This window comes from Pseudomonas sp. TE3552 (assembly GCF_056278945.1).
Genome location: NZ_JBWBQJ010000001.1, coordinates 1378409 through 1394984, shown reverse-complemented (window position 1 = coordinate 1394984; position 16576 = coordinate 1378409). Strand labels below are relative to the sequence as shown.

General features: G+C 60.3%; 15 protein-coding genes. 4 read left to right on the top strand and 11 right to left on the bottom strand.

Annotated features, from left to right (window positions below; translation table 11 throughout):
• Positions 1 to 26: 26 nt before the first annotated feature.
• From ACZ9BB_RS06185 to ACZ9BB_RS06170, 4 genes are all read right to left on the bottom strand, one after another.
• Entirely contained in the window at positions 27 to 1529 is a 1503-nt protein-coding gene (locus ACZ9BB_RS06185; RefSeq protein WP_476212987.1) for a CoA-acylating methylmalonate-semialdehyde dehydrogenase, read from the bottom strand.
• Positions 1530 to 1573: 44 nt separating this feature from the next.
• Complete coding sequence (gene iolB / locus ACZ9BB_RS06180) at positions 1574 to 2383, bottom strand: 5-deoxy-glucuronate isomerase (RefSeq protein ID WP_476212986.1); 810 nt, start codon at positions 2381 to 2383, stop codon at positions 1574 to 1576.
• Positions 2383 to 3273, bottom strand: coding sequence for a myo-inosose-2 dehydratase (gene iolE, locus ACZ9BB_RS06175; protein ID WP_476212985.1), 891 nt, complete (start codon positions 3271 to 3273; stop codon positions 2383 to 2385). The genes iolB and iolE overlap by 1 nt, the downstream gene beginning before the upstream one ends.
• Before the next feature lie 190 nt (positions 3274 to 3463).
• Positions 3464 to 5413 (bottom strand): bifunctional 5-dehydro-2-deoxygluconokinase/5-dehydro-2-deoxyphosphogluconate aldolase, encoded by a 1950-nt coding sequence (locus tag ACZ9BB_RS06170; RefSeq protein WP_476212984.1) that lies wholly within the window; start codon positions 5411 to 5413, stop codon positions 3464 to 3466.
• Positions 5414 to 5722: 309 nt separating this feature from the next.
• Between ACZ9BB_RS06170 and ACZ9BB_RS06165 the strand changes: the two genes are divergently transcribed.
• A complete protein-coding gene (locus ACZ9BB_RS06165) occupies positions 5723 to 6643 on the top strand; it encodes a MurR/RpiR family transcriptional regulator (RefSeq protein ID WP_476212983.1) in 921 nt (306 codons plus the stop codon).
• Positions 6644 to 6752: 109 nt separating this feature from the next.
• A complete protein-coding gene (locus ACZ9BB_RS06160; protein ID WP_476212982.1) occupies positions 6753 to 7364 on the top strand; it encodes a glutathione S-transferase in 612 nt (203 codons plus the stop codon).
• Positions 7365 to 7491: 127 nt separating this feature from the next.
• Here the strand turns inward: ACZ9BB_RS06160 and hcnC are convergent, their stop codons facing one another.
• From hcnC to ACZ9BB_RS06130, 6 genes are all read right to left on the bottom strand, one after another.
• Entirely contained in the window at positions 7492 to 8751 is a 1260-nt protein-coding gene (hcnC, locus tag ACZ9BB_RS06155; RefSeq protein WP_476212981.1) for a cyanide-forming glycine dehydrogenase subunit HcnC, read from the bottom strand.
• Positions 8744 to 10153 (bottom strand): cyanide-forming glycine dehydrogenase subunit HcnB, encoded by a 1410-nt coding sequence (gene hcnB, locus ACZ9BB_RS06150; RefSeq protein ID WP_476212980.1) that lies wholly within the window; start codon positions 10151 to 10153, stop codon positions 8744 to 8746. The genes hcnC and hcnB overlap by 8 nt, the downstream gene beginning before the upstream one ends.
• Complete coding sequence (locus ACZ9BB_RS06145) at positions 10150 to 10464, bottom strand: (2Fe-2S)-binding protein (protein WP_476212979.1); 315 nt, start codon at positions 10462 to 10464, stop codon at positions 10150 to 10152. The genes hcnB and ACZ9BB_RS06145 overlap by 4 nt, the downstream gene beginning before the upstream one ends.
• A 245-nt stretch (positions 10465 to 10709) precedes the next feature.
• Positions 10710 to 10949 carry a hypothetical protein gene (locus tag ACZ9BB_RS06140; protein ID WP_476212978.1) on the bottom strand — a complete coding sequence of 80 codons (240 nt, stop codon included), beginning with the start codon at positions 10947 to 10949 and terminating at the stop codon, positions 10710 to 10712.
• Positions 10950 to 11183: 234 nt separating this feature from the next.
• On the bottom strand, positions 11184 to 12134 hold the full coding sequence (locus ACZ9BB_RS06135) for a hypothetical protein (RefSeq protein ID WP_476212977.1): 951 nt from the start codon (positions 12132 to 12134) through the stop codon (positions 11184 to 11186).
• Between the two features lie 183 nt (positions 12135 to 12317).
• Entirely contained in the window at positions 12318 to 12626 is a 309-nt protein-coding gene (locus tag ACZ9BB_RS06130) for a YdcA family protein (protein ID WP_476218212.1), read from the bottom strand.
• Positions 12627 to 12802: 176 nt separating this feature from the next.
• Here ACZ9BB_RS06130 and ACZ9BB_RS06125 point away from each other — a divergent pair, with 176 nt between their 5' ends.
• On the top strand, positions 12803 to 13486 hold the full coding sequence (locus ACZ9BB_RS06125; protein ID WP_476212976.1) for a response regulator transcription factor: 684 nt from the start codon (positions 12803 to 12805) through the stop codon (positions 13484 to 13486).
• Complete coding sequence (locus ACZ9BB_RS06120; protein ID WP_476212975.1) at positions 13464 to 14858, top strand: sensor histidine kinase; 1395 nt, start codon at positions 13464 to 13466, stop codon at positions 14856 to 14858. Before ACZ9BB_RS06125 ends, ACZ9BB_RS06120 begins: the two co-directional genes overlap by 23 nt.
• A 994-nt stretch (positions 14859 to 15852) precedes the next feature.
• Here ACZ9BB_RS06120 and ACZ9BB_RS06115 read toward each other — a convergent pair.
• Entirely contained in the window at positions 15853 to 16359 is a 507-nt protein-coding gene (locus ACZ9BB_RS06115; RefSeq protein WP_476212974.1) for a DinB family protein, read from the bottom strand.
• Positions 16360 to 16576: the final 217 nt, after the last annotated feature.

Here is a 16576-nt window from a genome sequence, read left to right as displayed (position 1 = left end):
TTTTTATTGTTCTCCGCACAAGTGAATTATTTGGCTGTCGGCATGCTGAATTCAGGGCCCTTGGCAATGCTGTCGGGCCAGCGCTGCATCACGCTTTTGTAGCGGCTGTAGAAGCGAATGCCTTCTTCGCCATAAGCGTGGTGATCACCGAACAGCGAGCGCTTCCAGCCGCCAAACGAGTGCCAGGCCATGGGCACCGGAATCGGCACGTTGATGCCGACCATGCCAACTTTGATGCTGCGGGCAAACGAACGGGCGATGCCGCCATCGCTGGTGAAGCAGGACACGCCGTTGCCGAATTCATGGGCGTTGATCAGCGCCACGGCGCTGGCGAAATCCGGCACGCGCACGATGCCCAGCACCGGCCCGAAAATCTCTTGCTGGTAGATGCTCATTTCGGTCGTGACCTTGTCGAACAGCGTCGCGCCGACGAAGAAGCCATTCTCTGCTCCCGGCACCTTGAAGTTGCGACCGTCGACGATCAGTTGTGCGCCCTGCGCCACGCCTTGGTCGATGAAACCTTCAACCTTGGCCTTGTGTTCGGCGGTCACCAGGGGCCCCATGTCGCTGTCGCCCTGCATGCCATTGCCGACCTTCAGTTGATCGATGCGCGGCAACAGTTTGGCAATCAACTGGTCGCCGACATCACCGACGGCCACGGCAATCGAAATCGCCATGCAGCGCTCACCGGCCGAGCCGTACGCGGCACCGATCAGCGCATCCGCCGCCTGATCCAGATCGGCATCGGGCATGACGATCATGTGGTTCTTCGCCCCGCCCAGCGCCTGCACACGCTTACCGCGCGAGGTGGCTTGCTGGTGGATGTACTCGGCAATCGGTGTCGAGCCGACAAAGGAAATCGCCTCGATGTCCGGGTGTTGCAGCAAGGCGTCGACCGCGCTCTTGTCGCCCTGGACCACATTGAACACACCGTCCGGCAACCCGGCTTCGGTGAGCAAACGGGCCATCAGCAAACTGGCGGAAGGATCGCGCTCGGAGGGTTTGAGGATGAAGCAGTTACCGGTGACCAGCGCCAGCGGAATCATCCACAGCGGCACCATCACCGGGAAGTTGAACGGCGTGACCCCGGCGCAGACGCCCAACGGCTGGCGCAGGTTCCAGTTGTCGATGCCGCCGCCGATGTTGTCGCTGAAATCGGTTTTCAGCAGGTTCGGCGCGCCACAGGCGTACTCGACGATTTCGATGCCACGGGTCACTTCGCCCTTGGCGTCGGAGAACACCTTGCCGTGTTCGCGGCTGATGATTTCGGCCAGTTCATTGTGATGACGGTCGAGCAATTCCTTGAACTTGAACATCACCCGCGAACGGCGCAGGGACGATTGCTCGGACCAGGCCGGGAAAGCTTTCAAGGCCGAAGCAACGGCGTCGTCCACGGTCTTCTGGCTGGCCAGCCCGACCCGCGCCTGAACGCTGCCGGTGGCCGGATTGAAGACATTGCTGAACCGCTCGTTGCCGCTGTCCTGCACCTGACCGTCGATGTAATGGCCTATTACCGGGGCGTCACTCATTGTTCTTGTTCTCCCTTTGAATGTTGAAATTCAGGCTTTTTAGTTCAGAGCTCAAGCAGCCAACTGTGCTGCGGATCGTTATGGAACTGCCAGACGCGTTTCGGGCCGGCCATCACGTTCAGGTAATACGACTCGTAGCCATAGGGCACGCTGACCGGGTGATAGCCCTTGGGCACGACCACCAGGTCGCTGTTTTCCACAGCCATGGCCTGGTCGATGCTGCGATCGTCGGTGTACACCCGCTGGAACACGAAGCCCTGGGGCGGGTTGATCTGGTGGTAGTAGGTTTCTTCGAGAAAGCTCTGGTGCGGCAGATCGTCGGTGTCGTGCTTGTGCGGCGGGTAGCTCGAGGAGTGCCCGGACGGCGTACGCACTTCCACCACCAGCAGCGAATGGGCCGGCTCGGTGTCCGGCAGGATGTCGCAGACGTAACGGGTGTTGGCGCCCTTGCCGCGCACGCTGCGTTTCATGCTGTCGGGTTTGATCAGCCGTGGGCCGAGGTTTTCGGCTTTGGAGCCAGGGGCGGCGCACACGGCGATTTGCACATCACTGAGCGCGACCACTTGGGCTTGGCTGTCGGGAGGCAAATACACCGCGAACGGCGATTTGTCTTCGAACACCGACTGGCGATCGCCTATGTTGTCCCAGTCGAACGCGCCCTGCCCCGGTGCTTCGCCTTTGACGCTGACCCGACCGCTGAGCAGCACCAGGCACAGTTCCTTGTCGCCTGCGCTGACCGGCAGGGTTTCGCCGAGGCTCAGGCGGTAAGCGGCGAAGCCGACGTATTCCAGCTCACCCTGTCCCAACTCGACCATGGTCCGACCGCGGGCATTGCTCTTGACCAACAGGCTCATCACTTAATCCTCTCGTCGAGCAGCGCACGCAGCGTGTCATAGCCTTTTTTGGCGTAGACGTAACTCGGTGCCACCGCTGGATCCTGCTCGGCCTCGACCACCAGCCAGCCGTGGTAATCGGCGCCCAGCAGGACGTCGAGCAAGGCGCCGAAGTCGATATCGCCATCGCCGGGCACGGTGAACGTGCCGTTGATGATGCAGTCCGGGAAGCTCCACAGGTTGTTGCGCGCCAGTTGCACCACCGGTTTGCGCACGTCCTTGAAATGCACGTGACAGATGCGTTCGATGTGTTTGCGCAGCACCTGCAACGGTTCGCCACCGCCCATGTAGCAGTGGCCCGAATCGAACAGCAGGCCGACTTCACTGCCGGTCAACGCCATCAGCTTGTCGATGTCGGCCGGGGACTCGACGTAGGCGCCCATGTGGTGGTGATACGCCAGGCGCACGCCTTGGGACAGGGTGAAGCGCGCCAGTTCAGTGAGTTTTTCGGCGTAATCCTGCCAGGCCTGTTCGGTGTGAAAACGCGGGCGCTCGACCAGTGGAATGCGCTGACCTTGAATCGAGTCGGCGACTTCGCCATAGACCAGCACCTTGGCGCCGTTCTTCGCCAGTAGCTCGACATGGCTGGCGATGGCGTCGATTTCCTCGGCCGCGGAGCGCCGGGCCAGACGGCTGGAATACCAGCCGGAGACCAGTGCCAGATCGTAGGGCCGCAGCACGTCGCCGACGCCTTTGGCATCTTTGGGGAATTTACCGTTGAGTTCGAAGCCTTCGTAGCCGATGTCCTTGCCTTCGCTAAGGGCCGTACTCAACGGCGTTTCGCCACCCAGGGATGGCAAGTCGTCGTTGCTCCAGGAGATCGGGTTGATGCCAATTCGGATAGCGGGCATGGCTGCACCTTTTATTGTTTTTTCTAAAATGTTCAACCGATCACCTGTGGCGAGGGAGCTTGCTCCCGCTCGGCTGCGAAGCAGTCGCAAACCTGTGAATGCGGTTTACCTGATATACCGGGCCGGTTGATTTGGGACTGCTTCGCAGCCCAGCGGGAGCAAGCTCCCTCGCCACAAAAAGCCCCACCAATCAGCAATTTGTTCGAGCCCGGGCCGCGCGCCAGGCATCAATCAGTTCGACGAACGTGCCCTGCACCTGCCGGATCAGCGCTTCATCGTCGATTTCACCGGCCATCCACGCGCGGCTCGGTTCCTGGAAAATCGTCCGGCCCACGGCGAAACCACGGCAGGTCTGGCTCTGGCTGGCCTGCTGAAACCCTTCGGCCAGGGCCGCCGCCGGGGCATTCAAGCCCAGCAGCACCACGCCACGGCAATACGGATCGCGCTCCTGAATCAGTTCGTCGAGTTGTTTCCATTGCTCGGCGCTTTGCGCTTCGATCTTCCACCATGCCGGGTAGATGCCCAGGTTGTAGAGGCGTTTAAGGGCGCGATACAGCACGTCTGGATGCTGTGACGGGTGATCCTTGGGCGGAATGATCTCCAGCAGCAATTCATGCCCGCTGACTTGCGAGGCCTGATACAAACCCTTGATCTGCGCTTCCTGCTCCAGGCGCAGCAGTGGCTCGTCGTCGGGATGGAATTGCACCAGGCATTTGATGATCTGTTCTTGCGGCCAGGCGATCAGGTTGCTGCCGATCGAGCGCCCGTGTTCGAAGGCCAATGGCCGCGAACCCTGCACTTCCACCGGTCGCGCCACCCACCAGCCGCGACCGGTGGCGGCGTTCAGCGAGTCCTGACCGAAACGTTGATCGGCCAGCAAGCCAACATCGGCGTCGACGCCCTGCTCACGCAAATCCGCTTCGACCCGCTCCACGGCCTGGATAAAGAGTTGTTTGAGTTCACAGATAGCGCTCAGGTCGCGCCCGCCCTTGTGGGCCAGTTCCACCAGTTGCCCGCGATGATCGAAGGCAAAGATGAACAGTTGCTTCCACTGTTTGCGCGGCACGCTGACCTGATGCAGACGCTGCAACACCACGTCCTGATCCGGCCGAGTGATCGGCACCGGGCTGTTGAACAGGTAATCGAGTTCGGCGCGGGTCGGCATCGCCGGGGCGCAGGCATGGCGCGACACCACCAGGCCACCGCAGGCATTGGCCAACTGGCAGCAACGCTCGTCGCTGGCGTCCTCCAGCCAACCACTGAGGAAGCCGGACATGAAGGCATCGCCGGCCCCCAGCACATTCAGCACTTCGACCCGCACGCCGGGATAGATCGCGCCGTATTCAAGACGCGCCGGAATCGCTCCATGAATCACCGTGCAACCTTGCGGGCCGAGCTTGACCACCAACGTCGCCGCGCTCAGGCGCCGGACGTTGCGCAGCGCGGTGAGCAAATCCTCGGAACCGCCGGCAATCAGGAATTCTTCTTCCGTGCCGACGATCAGGTCGAAACGCGGGAGGATTGTCTGCACGTGCTGGCTGACGTTCTGGTCGGCGACGAAACGGGTTTCGCCATCTGCCTTGCCGGCCAGGCCCCAGAGTACCGGGCGATAGTCGATGTCGAGAATGCGTTTGACGTTGTGCTTTTCAGCGTACTCCAGCGCCTGGATGCTCGCCTTGTAGACGCCATCGGTGGAAAAATGGGTGCCGGTGATCAGCAAGGCTTTGCTGGAAGCGATGAAGGCTTCGCTGATGTCTTCGGCGCGCAACGCCATGTCGGCGCAGTTTTCGCGGTAGAACACCAGCGGAAAGGTTTCGCGGTCCTTGAGGCCCAGCAGGACCATGGCGGTCAGGCGTTGCGGATCGACCTTGATGCCGCTGACGTCGCAGCCTTCACGGGTCAGGGACTCAACGAGGAAGCGGCCCATGTGGTCGTCCCCTACCCGGCTCAGCATCGCCGATTTCAATCCCAGCCGAGCGGTGCCGAAAGCGATGTTGGCGGACGAACCACCCAGGTATTTGGCGAAGCTTGAAACATCTTCCAGCCGCGCCCCGACTTGCTGCGCATAAAGGTCGACGCCAAGGCGTCCCAGGCAAATCAGATCCAATTGACGCCCACTGGCAAAACGAGTCTGGCCCATGCTGGCTCCTGTTATTTTTATCAGCCTGCGTTCGGGGCGATGAAGGCGCCGAACACTCTTGGTGGATGCAGACTAAAACGAGCCGGACCGAATAATCAATATTTATTCTATATATTTTTTACGTGGAATATTTTTTCCAATAAACTTCGGCACAAGCGTTCCAGACACAGTGCATCGTTTCAGCAAACCGCACGCCGACTGCAAGCTCAAGATTTTGTTCGGGCCTACCCTGTAGACTGCGCACAGCCAACCTATTGTCAGGGGATGACTATTCGTCATCCCTATAAGAACAAGCCAGAAGGATTCCTTATGTCCAGCACCGATCAGCCGGCTACGACCGAGAGCACGCCCGACAGCGATCTCGCCAGCCCCCCGATCAATGCCGAGCGTCTGCTGCAGCTGATCACCAACGAGTACGAAAGCCTGCCGCGCCAGCTCAAACGCATCGCCAGCTACATGAGCCAGCAGAGCGACCGGATCATGGTCGACCGCATCAGCGACATCGCCCGCGAATGCGAAGTGCACCCGTCGGCCATCGTGCGGTTTTCCCAGCGCTTCGGGTTCAGCGGTTTCAGTGAAATGCAGGCGCTGTTTCGCGAGGCGTACACCCACAAGACCACGCCGGTACAGAACTACCAGCAGCGCATCCGCAGCATGATCGCCAACAAGTCGCAGAAAGCCAGCGGCGGCGACCTGGCGCGCGAATGCATCAATGCCACCCTGTCGGGCATCGAACGGCTGGGGCTGGAACTCGATGACCAGGCCTTCGACAAAGCCGTGGACCTGGTGGTGAATGCCGACAACATCTACGTGGTCGGGGTGCGCCGCTCGTTCGCGGTGGCCGATTACCTGGTCTACAACCTGCAACACACCAACAAACGCATCCACCTGGTCTCGGGTCTGGGCGGCAGTTACCGCGAGCAGATGCGTAGCGTGCGCGCCAATGACCTGGTGATCGCCATCAGCTTTACGCCCTATGGCAAGGAAACCCAGCACTGCTTGCGTATTGCCCAGCACCATCAGGCGAAAACCCTGATCATCACCGACAGCAACCTTTCACCTTTGGCCAAGCGCGCCAACACCGTGCTGCTGGTCAACGAAGGCAGTTCGTTTGCCTTCCGCTCGTTGAGCGCGACCTTGTGCCTGTGCCAGGCGCTGTTTATCGCCGTGGCTTATCGACTGGAATTGAAGGTCGACGAGATTCATGAGCAGGCAGGCTTTGAGGATTAGCCTTCGAGGATGAACAATAGGCCTGAGGATTAGCGCGAAACCGTTTGCAGGTCGCTGAACCTCGGCTAAGGTTGTCCATCCCCAAGGACCGTCTGTAAGGAGAGGCTCAATGAAACTGATCGGCATGCTGGATTCGCCCTACGTGCGGCGCGTCGCCATTTCCGCCAAATGCCTGGGCATACCGCTGGAGCATGAGTCGGTTTCGGTGTTCAGAAACTTCGAGCAGTTCCAGCAGATCAACCCGGTGGTGAAGGCGCCGACCCTGGTGCTGGATGACGCCGAGGTGTTGATGGATTCGACGCTGATCATCGACTACCTGGAGGCTCTGGCCGCGCCGGGTAAAAGCCTGATACCCAACGATCTGAAGCAACGCTTGCGCTCGCTGCGGCTGATCGGCCTGGCATTGGCGGCGTGCGAGAAGTCGGTGCAGCTTTACTACGAACGCAGCTTGCGACCAGCGCAGATTCAGTACGCGCCTTGGATGGAACGGGTCGAAGGGCAATTGGCCGCGGCATATTCGGCGCTGGAGCGGGAACTGGAAAAACAGCCGCTGAAGACCGACGGCTCGATTGCGCAGGACGGGATAACCCTGGCGGTGGCCTGGAGTTTTACCAACCTGGTGGTGCCGGATCAGGTGGATGCCACGCAGTTTGCGCGGATCAGGGCGTTCACAGAGTATGCCGAGGGGCTTGAGGTGTTTGTCGGTACGCCGATTAACTGAGCCACAACGATCGTTCCCATGCTCTGCGTGGGAATGCATCCAATGACGCTCTGCGTCATATCGGACGCGGAGCGTCCGGGGCGGCATTCCCACGCGGAGCGTGGGAACGATCATCATGCGGGCGTCCTCAAGCCAACTCCATTCCCTTCGATTCAACCTCCGGCACCCCTTCAAACCGATCCGCCAGAAACGGTGTGATATCCAGCGGCAACGGCTCGTTGTTCACCAGTTTGTCCAGCAACACGCCGGTGATCGCCGACGTCAGGATGCCGGTGCGGAAATGTCCGCAGGCATTCAGGTAACCCTCCACCCCTTTCATCGGCCCGAGTATCGGCAGCTCGTCCGGCGAGCCCGGACGCAACCCTGCCCAGCAGCGTTTCAGATTGATGTCGGCCAGCGCCGGAATGCAGCGCACCGCGCCTTGCACCAGGCCGCTGATTTCCGGGTAGGTGGTGGTCACGTCGAAACCTTTGTCTTCGGTGGTGCTGCCAATCAGGATTTCGCCGTTGTCTTTCTGCGCCACGTAGCAGTCGCTGGTGGTCAGGCACCCTTGCAGGATCTTCGGCATGCGTTCGGTCAGCAGGATCTGGCCCTTCACCGGTTTGACCGGGATGCGAATGCCGGTGGCCTGCTCGCTGAGGTCGGCGGCCCAGGCACCGGCGGCGTTGATCAGCGTGTCGCAATGGAACACGCCGGCCTCGGTGGTCTGCACGCCGCTGACCCGCGTGCCGTGGTGCAGCACGCCGGTAACGTTGGTGTTGAAATACAGATCCACACCGTTCTGCCGCGCGCCTTCGGTGTAGGCATCAGCCAGGCGGAACGGGCTGACCTGATGGTCGCAGAGAAACTCCAGCGCCCCCCTCGCCTCATGGCTGACACTCGGCTCGGCTTCGCGCAGCGCGGCTTGATCGAGCCAGCGCACCTGATCCGCCAGGTGCGGAATACAAGCGACGATGTGCTCGGCATAGAGCCGGTCTTCGTCGTCGTAGATCACGAATTTCAAGCCGGTCTTCTCGAACTTGAAATCCATCCCGTGGTTTTCCTGCAACTCCCGGTACAGGTCCGGGTACATCGCATTGGACTGCAAGGCGAAATCGAAGAACGACTGAGGCAGGATGTGCGGCGTACTGGAGTCCACCGCCACGGCCGCGCCTTGGGCTTCGCGCTTGCGATTGGCCGACATCATGCGAAAGAAGATCACCCCGCACCCCAGGCCCACAGATTCGCCGATCGCCCACAGGCCGCCGGCCGAAGCGCGGGTCGCGTTGCCGGGACGCTTGGCGTCGATCAGTGCGACTTTCAGGTGTTTGCGCTTGGACAATTGATAGGCGCAGGACGCCCCGATCACACCGCCGCCGGCAATGACCACGTCGTAAAACTTACTCATGACTTGCGGCCTCCGTGCCGACAGACTGAAACGCTGAAAAAGGAATCGGGTCGACGGGGAAACGCGGTCGCAACCAGCCCACGTCTTGCCGGCCGGTGGCTTCGCGCAAACGGTCGGTGCAATACCCGACACACATCCGCCCCTGACAATCGCCCATGCTCACACGGGTGCGCATTTTCAGGCTGGCCAGGTCTTGCACACCCTGCCCCAATGCCCGATCGATGTCGGCGCGGGTCGCGTGTTCACAGCGGCAGATCACCGTGTCGGCCGTCGGCAATGCGGTTTGCCCGGCACCGCGTTCGGTGTAGCGGTCGACGGCGGCGCGGAAACGCACGATGGACTTGAGCTTGGACAGGTAACGGTCACGCCTGACAAGCGCCAGTTCCGAGCCCAGTACATCGCGTTGCAGCAGGATCGACACCGCTGCGATTTTTCCCGCGAGCATGGCCGCCTCGCCACCGCGAATGCCGCCTATGTCACCGGCCAGGTGCACGTGGGGTTCGCTGCTTTGCTGCCAGATGTTGGCGCTGGCCCGCAGATAACCGTCATCGCTGAAGCCGTGGTTCAGGCCCATTTGCTGACTGAGTTGCGTGCGTGGAATAAAGCCGTAACCGACTGCCAGGGTCTGCGCGGCAATCCGTTCGGCGCGGCTCAGGTCCGGTTCCCAGGTGCTGGAGTACGGCGCGACGGTCACCGAATTCAACTCGCCCTCGCCCTGTGCCTCGACCACACCCCAGCCATAGTGCATGGGGATGCCGTGCAGTTTCAGGTACGCGAGCATGCTCAAGCCATCGAGAAACAGCTGCGGTTTGTTCAACAGCGCGAGGCTTTCCCGAGCGATCTTGCCGAACGCGCAGGCCTCGTAAACGCCGGCAACCGTCACCCCGGACGTGTGCAGCTGACAGGCCACCAATGGCAACAATGGACCGGTGCCCGCGATCACCACCGGCCCCTGAGGTTTAACCACGCCGCTTTTGATTTGCAGTTGCAAACCACCCAGCAGAATCACACCGGGCAGGGTCCAGCCGGGGAACGGCACGCTGCGTTCATGGCAACCGGCAGCCAGCAGCAACTGCGAATACTCGATCTCCTGCAAGCGCTCGTCAGCGTCCAGCAGCACCAGTGCACGAGTTCCTTCGGCGCCGACCACGCGATGGTTCAAGCGCACGTCGATCAGGCCCGACTGCTCCCGGAACTCCCCGTGCAATTTGTCCAACACTTCTGAATAGCGCGGCCCCAGATAATCCAGTTGAACGTTATCGCGCAAGGGGCCGCGATAGACCACCCCGCCGAGCCGTGAGGCTTCTTCAAGCAAGGTGCTACGCACACCGTGCCGGGCCAGCTCGATGGCCGCGGCCATACCCGCCGGCCCACCGCCGACGATCACCGGACGCAGGCTCATAGCACCTCCTGCCCGGCGATACGGTTGACCCGGGTTTCGACGCTCATGCCCTCACGCACGATTGTCTGGCAGGCGCGACGTTTGTGTCGGCCATCGATTTTCACCAGGCAGCATTGGCAAACGCCCATGCCGCAATAGGCACCGCTGACTTGATCGTGATCGTTACGGGCCACCTGACGCATACCCAGTGATTGAATGACGGTCAGCACGGTTTCGCCGATGGCGGCGCTGACCGTCTGGCCATTGATGCGCACGGTCAGGTCCGCCTGCACCAGTGGCTGGATATCGAAGGTTCTGTCTAGGCGTTGCATTGCGACGTTCATCCTTGAAAAGTTCGGGTAAGGGTTGTTCAGCTCCATGCTGCACTTACACCTGCGGGGCCCGATGATATGCAACATCGAGTGGGCCTGCCCGGGCACTTCGATAGCGCATCAGCTGCGCGCTGATGCACCGTAGTCTATGTCGCAGCAGGGGCCTGGATTGTTCACGGTAAGGCATATCGCCGAACGAAATGTTGATCCAGGCCAGTAAAAGCTGCCGCGCTCGTCTCCGATCGTCAGTTGGAAAACACGTAGTGCCCTTTGACCTTCTTCGAGCCGAGGAAGCCCAGGTCCGGGAACAGCAGTGTTTTGAGATAAGCGACAAAAAACACCATGCCCAAGGTGATCCCGGCACCGATGAGCGTCAGCACCGGATCCTTGACCTCCCCGCCGGACAGCGTCTTGAAAATTTCGGTCTTCGAATGCCCGCTTTCGAGCATCGCCACCAGTTGCCGTTTGCTTTCCTTTTTATCCAAGGTATTTCTCCTGTCAGGCAACACGAAATGAAAAGTGGAAGCGTATTGTGCGCCCACAGGGGGATTCTCGCTGCTTCAGGGGCCGAAAAGAAAAACGCCGCTTCTACCTGAAGTAAAAGCGGCGTAGACAAGCGCCTCGGGGAGTCAATGCGTGAGCAGGGCAATCAGAATGATGATCGGGATCGGAACACCGAGAAAGAACAGCAGTAATGAGCGCATGGGAGTTCTCCTGGGTTAGCGAACAGGTGGCAGCGTGGTGGTTGTGGTGGTGGTCACGTAGGCGTCGGCCTCCAGATACTCCACGGCATCCCGGCGACGACCGCCGAAGGTCGCGGCGAGGCTGGCAAAAAACGCACCGGCCAGCAGCGCGACGAACATCCATAACGCCGTCCACGCCGCGGCTTTGGCCGCGGTGTCAGCCGCTCGTTGCGCGGTTTGTTTGGCGTCGGCCATGGCTTTTTGGGTGCGGGCATAGACTTCATCGACACGACGTTCGGCATCCGCTTGCGTGAGGTTGGTCCGCTGCGCGACCAATTGCGCCAGGTAGGCCCGATCCTCGGCCGCCAGTTGACCGTCGTTGCTCAGGCTGCGCGCGAAGATCCGGGTAACAGTGCCATTAGTGGCCTCATCGCTAACGGCGGCCGGGCGATCATCGCGAAACAGGCTGTCGATGAAATAGCCGTACGGATCACTGTCGGTATTGCCGACAGCGCTGCCGGCAGCCCGGGTCATGGCGTTGGCGGCACCGCCAGCGACCGTCGCCCCGGCCTGCACGCCGCCGCTGACGATGTTGCTGACCGAGCCGACCACCAGGGTCGCGGTCACCAGCGTCGCCACACACCAGGCCAGAAAGCCATGGGCCGTGTCACGGAAATAAACCTCATCGCCATGCAGGTACGCCCACTTCACTCGTAGGCGACCGGCGATGTAACCGCCAAGCCCGGAAGCCACAATCTGGGTAAAGGCCAGCCAGACAATCGTCGAGATACCCAGGCCCTTGGCGCTGATGCCGTCATTGGCCCACGGCGAAACCACCGAAAAACCCAGACCGAAACCAAGCAGCACAAGGATCAACGACAATGCCGCCGCAGCCGCGGCGCCGGCAAATATCGCGCCCCAGGACACGCCCGATAGCGTGCTGGATTCATCTGCGGCAGGATAAAAACCCTCAGAAGATCTATTCATTGTTGTATCACTCCAGGCAGGTATTACAACTCGTCAAACGAGAAAATGCAGTCAGCGTGCCAGTCGTGATCTTTAAATAAATCGTTATTTTTCAATTAGTTGAAAACAATGAACTTCTCAAGGTCATGCAGTTTGCAAGGAGCCGGCCACCGGCGGCGGGTTTTATGCATTGCGCTAAACGAATTACTTGCGCTTGTAACTCTTGTTGCCGCCGGGCGTCAGGCAATACACCCCGCCTCTTGGCCCGGTGCAGAAGGTACCGGTGCCACAGGCGCAGCCATCGGTATCCTGTAACAACGTCTGCGGTCGCGCCTGTTCTTTACCGCCAAACATCGCCGAACAACTTTTCTTCGAGCCGCTGATGGAGCCGTCATTGCACAGGAACAGATCACCGTCGCAACGATCGATACCGCCCTTCTTTCCCGAACACGGCGTGTTGGCGGCCCAGGCGGATGAGCCGAACAGGCACAACAACAGCAGAAATATCGGCATCCAGCCACGACCTATTAAAGTGCGCACAGTGCAACTTCCCTTTAGAGTTATGGCCGGATGATATCAACGTTCTGGCCAGACTCTCGATGCAACATGAAAGTTAATTTAAAAAGCTCTGCGTAATTGTTGGCAAAATGAGCCCCACTTCGTATTGAACCGATTATCAGGCAAGCCCTATGACCCGCATCTTGACCATCGAAGACGACGCTGTGACCGCCCGGGAAATCGTCGCCGAACTGAGTAGCCACGGCCTCGACGTGGATTGGGTCGACAATGGCCGCGAAGGCCTGGAGCGGGCGGTCAGCGGCGACTACGACCTGATCACCCTTGATCGCATGCTGCCGGAGCTCGATGGCCTGGCGATTGTCACCACCCTGCGGACCATGGGCGTGGCCACGCCGATCCTGATGATCAGCGCCCTCTCCGATGTCGATGAACGGGTGCGCGGCCTGCGTGCCGGCGGCGACGATTACCTGACCAAACCGTTCGCCACCGATGAAATGGCGGCCCGAGTCGAGGTTCTGCTGCGCCGGCAGAACACCGTGACCGCCCAGGCCACCACATTGCGCGTGGCTGATCTGGAGCTGAACCTGATCAGCCACGAGGCCAGCCGCGACAGCCAGTTGCTCACGCTGTTGCCCACCGAGTACAAGTTGCTGGAATTTCTGATGCGCAACACCGGGCAGATCTTGTCGCGAATGATGATTTTCGAAGAGGTCTGGGGTTATCACTTCGACCCCGGCACCAACCTGATCGACGTGCACATCGGCCGTCTGCGCAAAAAGATCGACCCGCCCGGCAAAGTCCCACTGATTCGGACCGTGCGAGGCTCGGGTTATGCCATTGCTGAACCCCTCTAAAGGCTGGCGTTCCTCCAGCAGCCGCTTGCTGGCGCTCTACAGTTCGCTGTTCGTAGCCTGGAGCGGGATTCTCATGGGGGTCATGTACTACGAGGTGTCCAGCTACCTGGACACCCTGGCCAAACATTCGCTGATGCAACGTCAGCATCTGTTTTCACGCTTTTCGGGCGAGCAACTGGTTGACGCCCTCTCGGCCAGCATGACCTTCGACATTCGCGGCATCGATGCCTATGGTCTGTTCGATGACCAGCAGCGCTACCTCAGCGGCGCCCTGCGCGAGATCCCCAAGGGCCTGCCGATGGACAGCAAGATCCACATGCTCGACGACTGCGCCGACTCCAACGACCCGACCCTGCCCGCCGACAGCTGCGATGCCGTCGCGACCCGGACCCTGGACGGACGCTGGCTGGTGCTGGTGCGGGACAACGGTTCGTTGTTTGCCGTGACCCGGATCATCCTGCACGCGCTGCTGTGGGGCGTGTCGCTGACGATTTTGCCGGGCATCGCCGGCTGGCATTTATTGAGACGGCGCCCGCTGCGGCGGATCCGGGCGATCCAGGCCAGCGCCGAAGCCATCGTCGCCGGCGACCTGACCCGACGCCTGCCGCTGTCCAATCGCCGTGACGAACTGGACATGCTCGCCGCCATCGTCAACGCCATGCTCGAACGCATCGAACGCTTGATGCATGAGGTCAAGGGCGTGTGCGACAACATCGCCCATGACCTGCGCACGCCGCTGACGCGCCTGCGGGCGCAGCTGTACCGGATTCAGCAGCAGGCCGATGAAGGTTCGACGCTGGCCGTGCAACTCGACTCCGTACTCGGCGAGGCCGATACCTTGATGGCGCGTTTTCGTGGCTTGTTGCGAATTTCCGAACTGGAGGATCGCCAACGCCGTTCCGGTTTCGTGCAACTGGACCCGGTGCCATTGCTGCAAGAGCTGCATGACTTTTATCTGCCGTTGGCGGAAGAAGACGAACTGACCTTTGAGCTGCAACTGCCCGAATCCCTGCCCCGGCTGAACGGTGACCGGGCGCTGTTGTTCGAAGCCGTGGCGAACCTGCTGAGCAACTCGATCAAATTCACACCGCCGGGTGGCAAGGTGATTCTGCGTGGAGTGAATGACACCGGGCATACGCGGATTGAAGTACTCGACTCCGGCCCCGGCATTGCGCTGGCCGAGCGTGAGGCGGTGTTTCAGCGTTTCTATCGCACCGAGGGCGGCAACCCGCAAAGCGGTTTCGGGCTGGGCCTGTCGATCGTCGCGGCGATTGTCAGCCTGCATGGGTTTACGCTGGAAGTGGGCAGCAGCGAGCTGGGTGGGGCGCTGTTGGTGCTTGATTGCCGGCAGAGTTTGATTCCACAGGCCTGACTCCATCACCATCACAAAGAAGTCTCCTGTGGGAGCAATGCTGTTCACCTAAGAGAATCTTGAGCCAGAGAAACCTGTGGCGAGGGAGCTTGCTCCCGCTTGAGTGCGCAGCACTCACAAAAGTCGGCAATGGTTGTCAGATTTTTGGGGCCGCTACGCAGCCCAGCGCGAGCAAGCTCGCTCGCCACAAAGGTAGGCATGATCGTCGCGGCGATTGTCAGCCTGCATGGGTTCACGCTGGAAGTGGGCAGCAGCGAGCTGGGTGGGGCGTTGTTGGTGCTTGATTGCCGGCAGAGTTTGATTCCTCAGGCCTGACTCCATCACCATCACAAAGAAGCTTCCTGTGGGAGCAATGCTGTTCACCTAAGAGAATCTTGAGCCAAAGAAACCTGTGGCGAGGGAGCTTGCTCCCGCTTGAGTGCGCAGCACTCACAAAAGTCGGCAATGGTTGTCAGATTTTTGGGGCCGCTACGCAGCCCAGCGCGAGCAAGCTCGCTCGCCACAAAGGTAGGCATAATCGTCGCGGCGATTGTCAGCCTGCACGGGTTTACGCTGGAAGTGGGGCGCTGTTGGTGCTTGATTGTCGGCAGAGTTTGATTCTTCAGGCCTGACTCCATCACCATCACAAAGAAGCTTCCTGTGGGAGCAATGCTGTTCACCTAAGAGAATCTTGAGCCAGAGAAACCTGTGGCGAGGGAGCTTGCTCCCGCTTGAGTGCGCAGCACTCACAAAAGTCGGCAATGGTTGTCAGATTTTTGGGGCCGCTACGCAGCCCAGCGCGAGCAAGCTCGCTCGCCACAAAGGTAGGCATGATCGTCGCGGCGATTGTCAGCCTGCATGGGTTTACGCTGGAAGTGGGCAGCAGCGAGCTGGGTGGGGCGCTGTTGGTGCTTGATTGCCGGCAGAGTTTGATTCCTCAGGCCTGACCCAAATCTCCTGAACTGACACATCACCCGTGGGATTTGTTTGGGCCGGGAAGTTGGCGGGGTTTGACTCAGTACCCCGGAACCTCGCGCAGAAACACCGACAGGTCGGTGATCGGCGGCATGGCCGGAATTTCGACGTACATCTGGATCACCCAGCCCCGGTGATAGCTGGCGTGATTGACCACGTGCAACAGCATCGCACCAGCGCTCATGACTCCGTTTTCCCCCGACACGAAAGTGAACTCGATGGGTTTATCCAGCGAGTCGTCGGTCTGTGCTGAACTCCATCCGCAGAACCATTGATCGATCTCTTGTTGCGCCATTCGCAGCTCGGCAAGTTCGGTATGGAGCAGGTCATGGGACGTTTTGAAGTCGTGCCCTCGCCCCTCCAGATGGGCTCGCCAGATGCAGTCCACCACATAGGTCTGGTTCAAGGTGCCGATGATGTTGTTGAACACCGACACCCGTTTGCGGTTGAGTTCCTCCGGTGGCAGCGACATCAGGCTGTCGAAGAGGCGTTGATCGGCCCAGCGCTTGTAATCGGCGAGCATGCGGGCAGTGCGTACGTTGATCATCAGAGGTCTCCCATGACGATGGGCGCATTGCCAAGAATAGCCCTCGCGGTGAATGGCATCACAGTCACTGATAACCGGCACCTTCGCGGCGACCTGTGTAGCAGCTGGCGAAGCCTGCGTTCGGCTGCGCAGCAGTCGTGAATTCAGGCACTGCGGTCTATCAGGTAAACCGTATGGGCAGGTTTTACGACTGCTTCGCAGCCGAACGCAGGCTGCG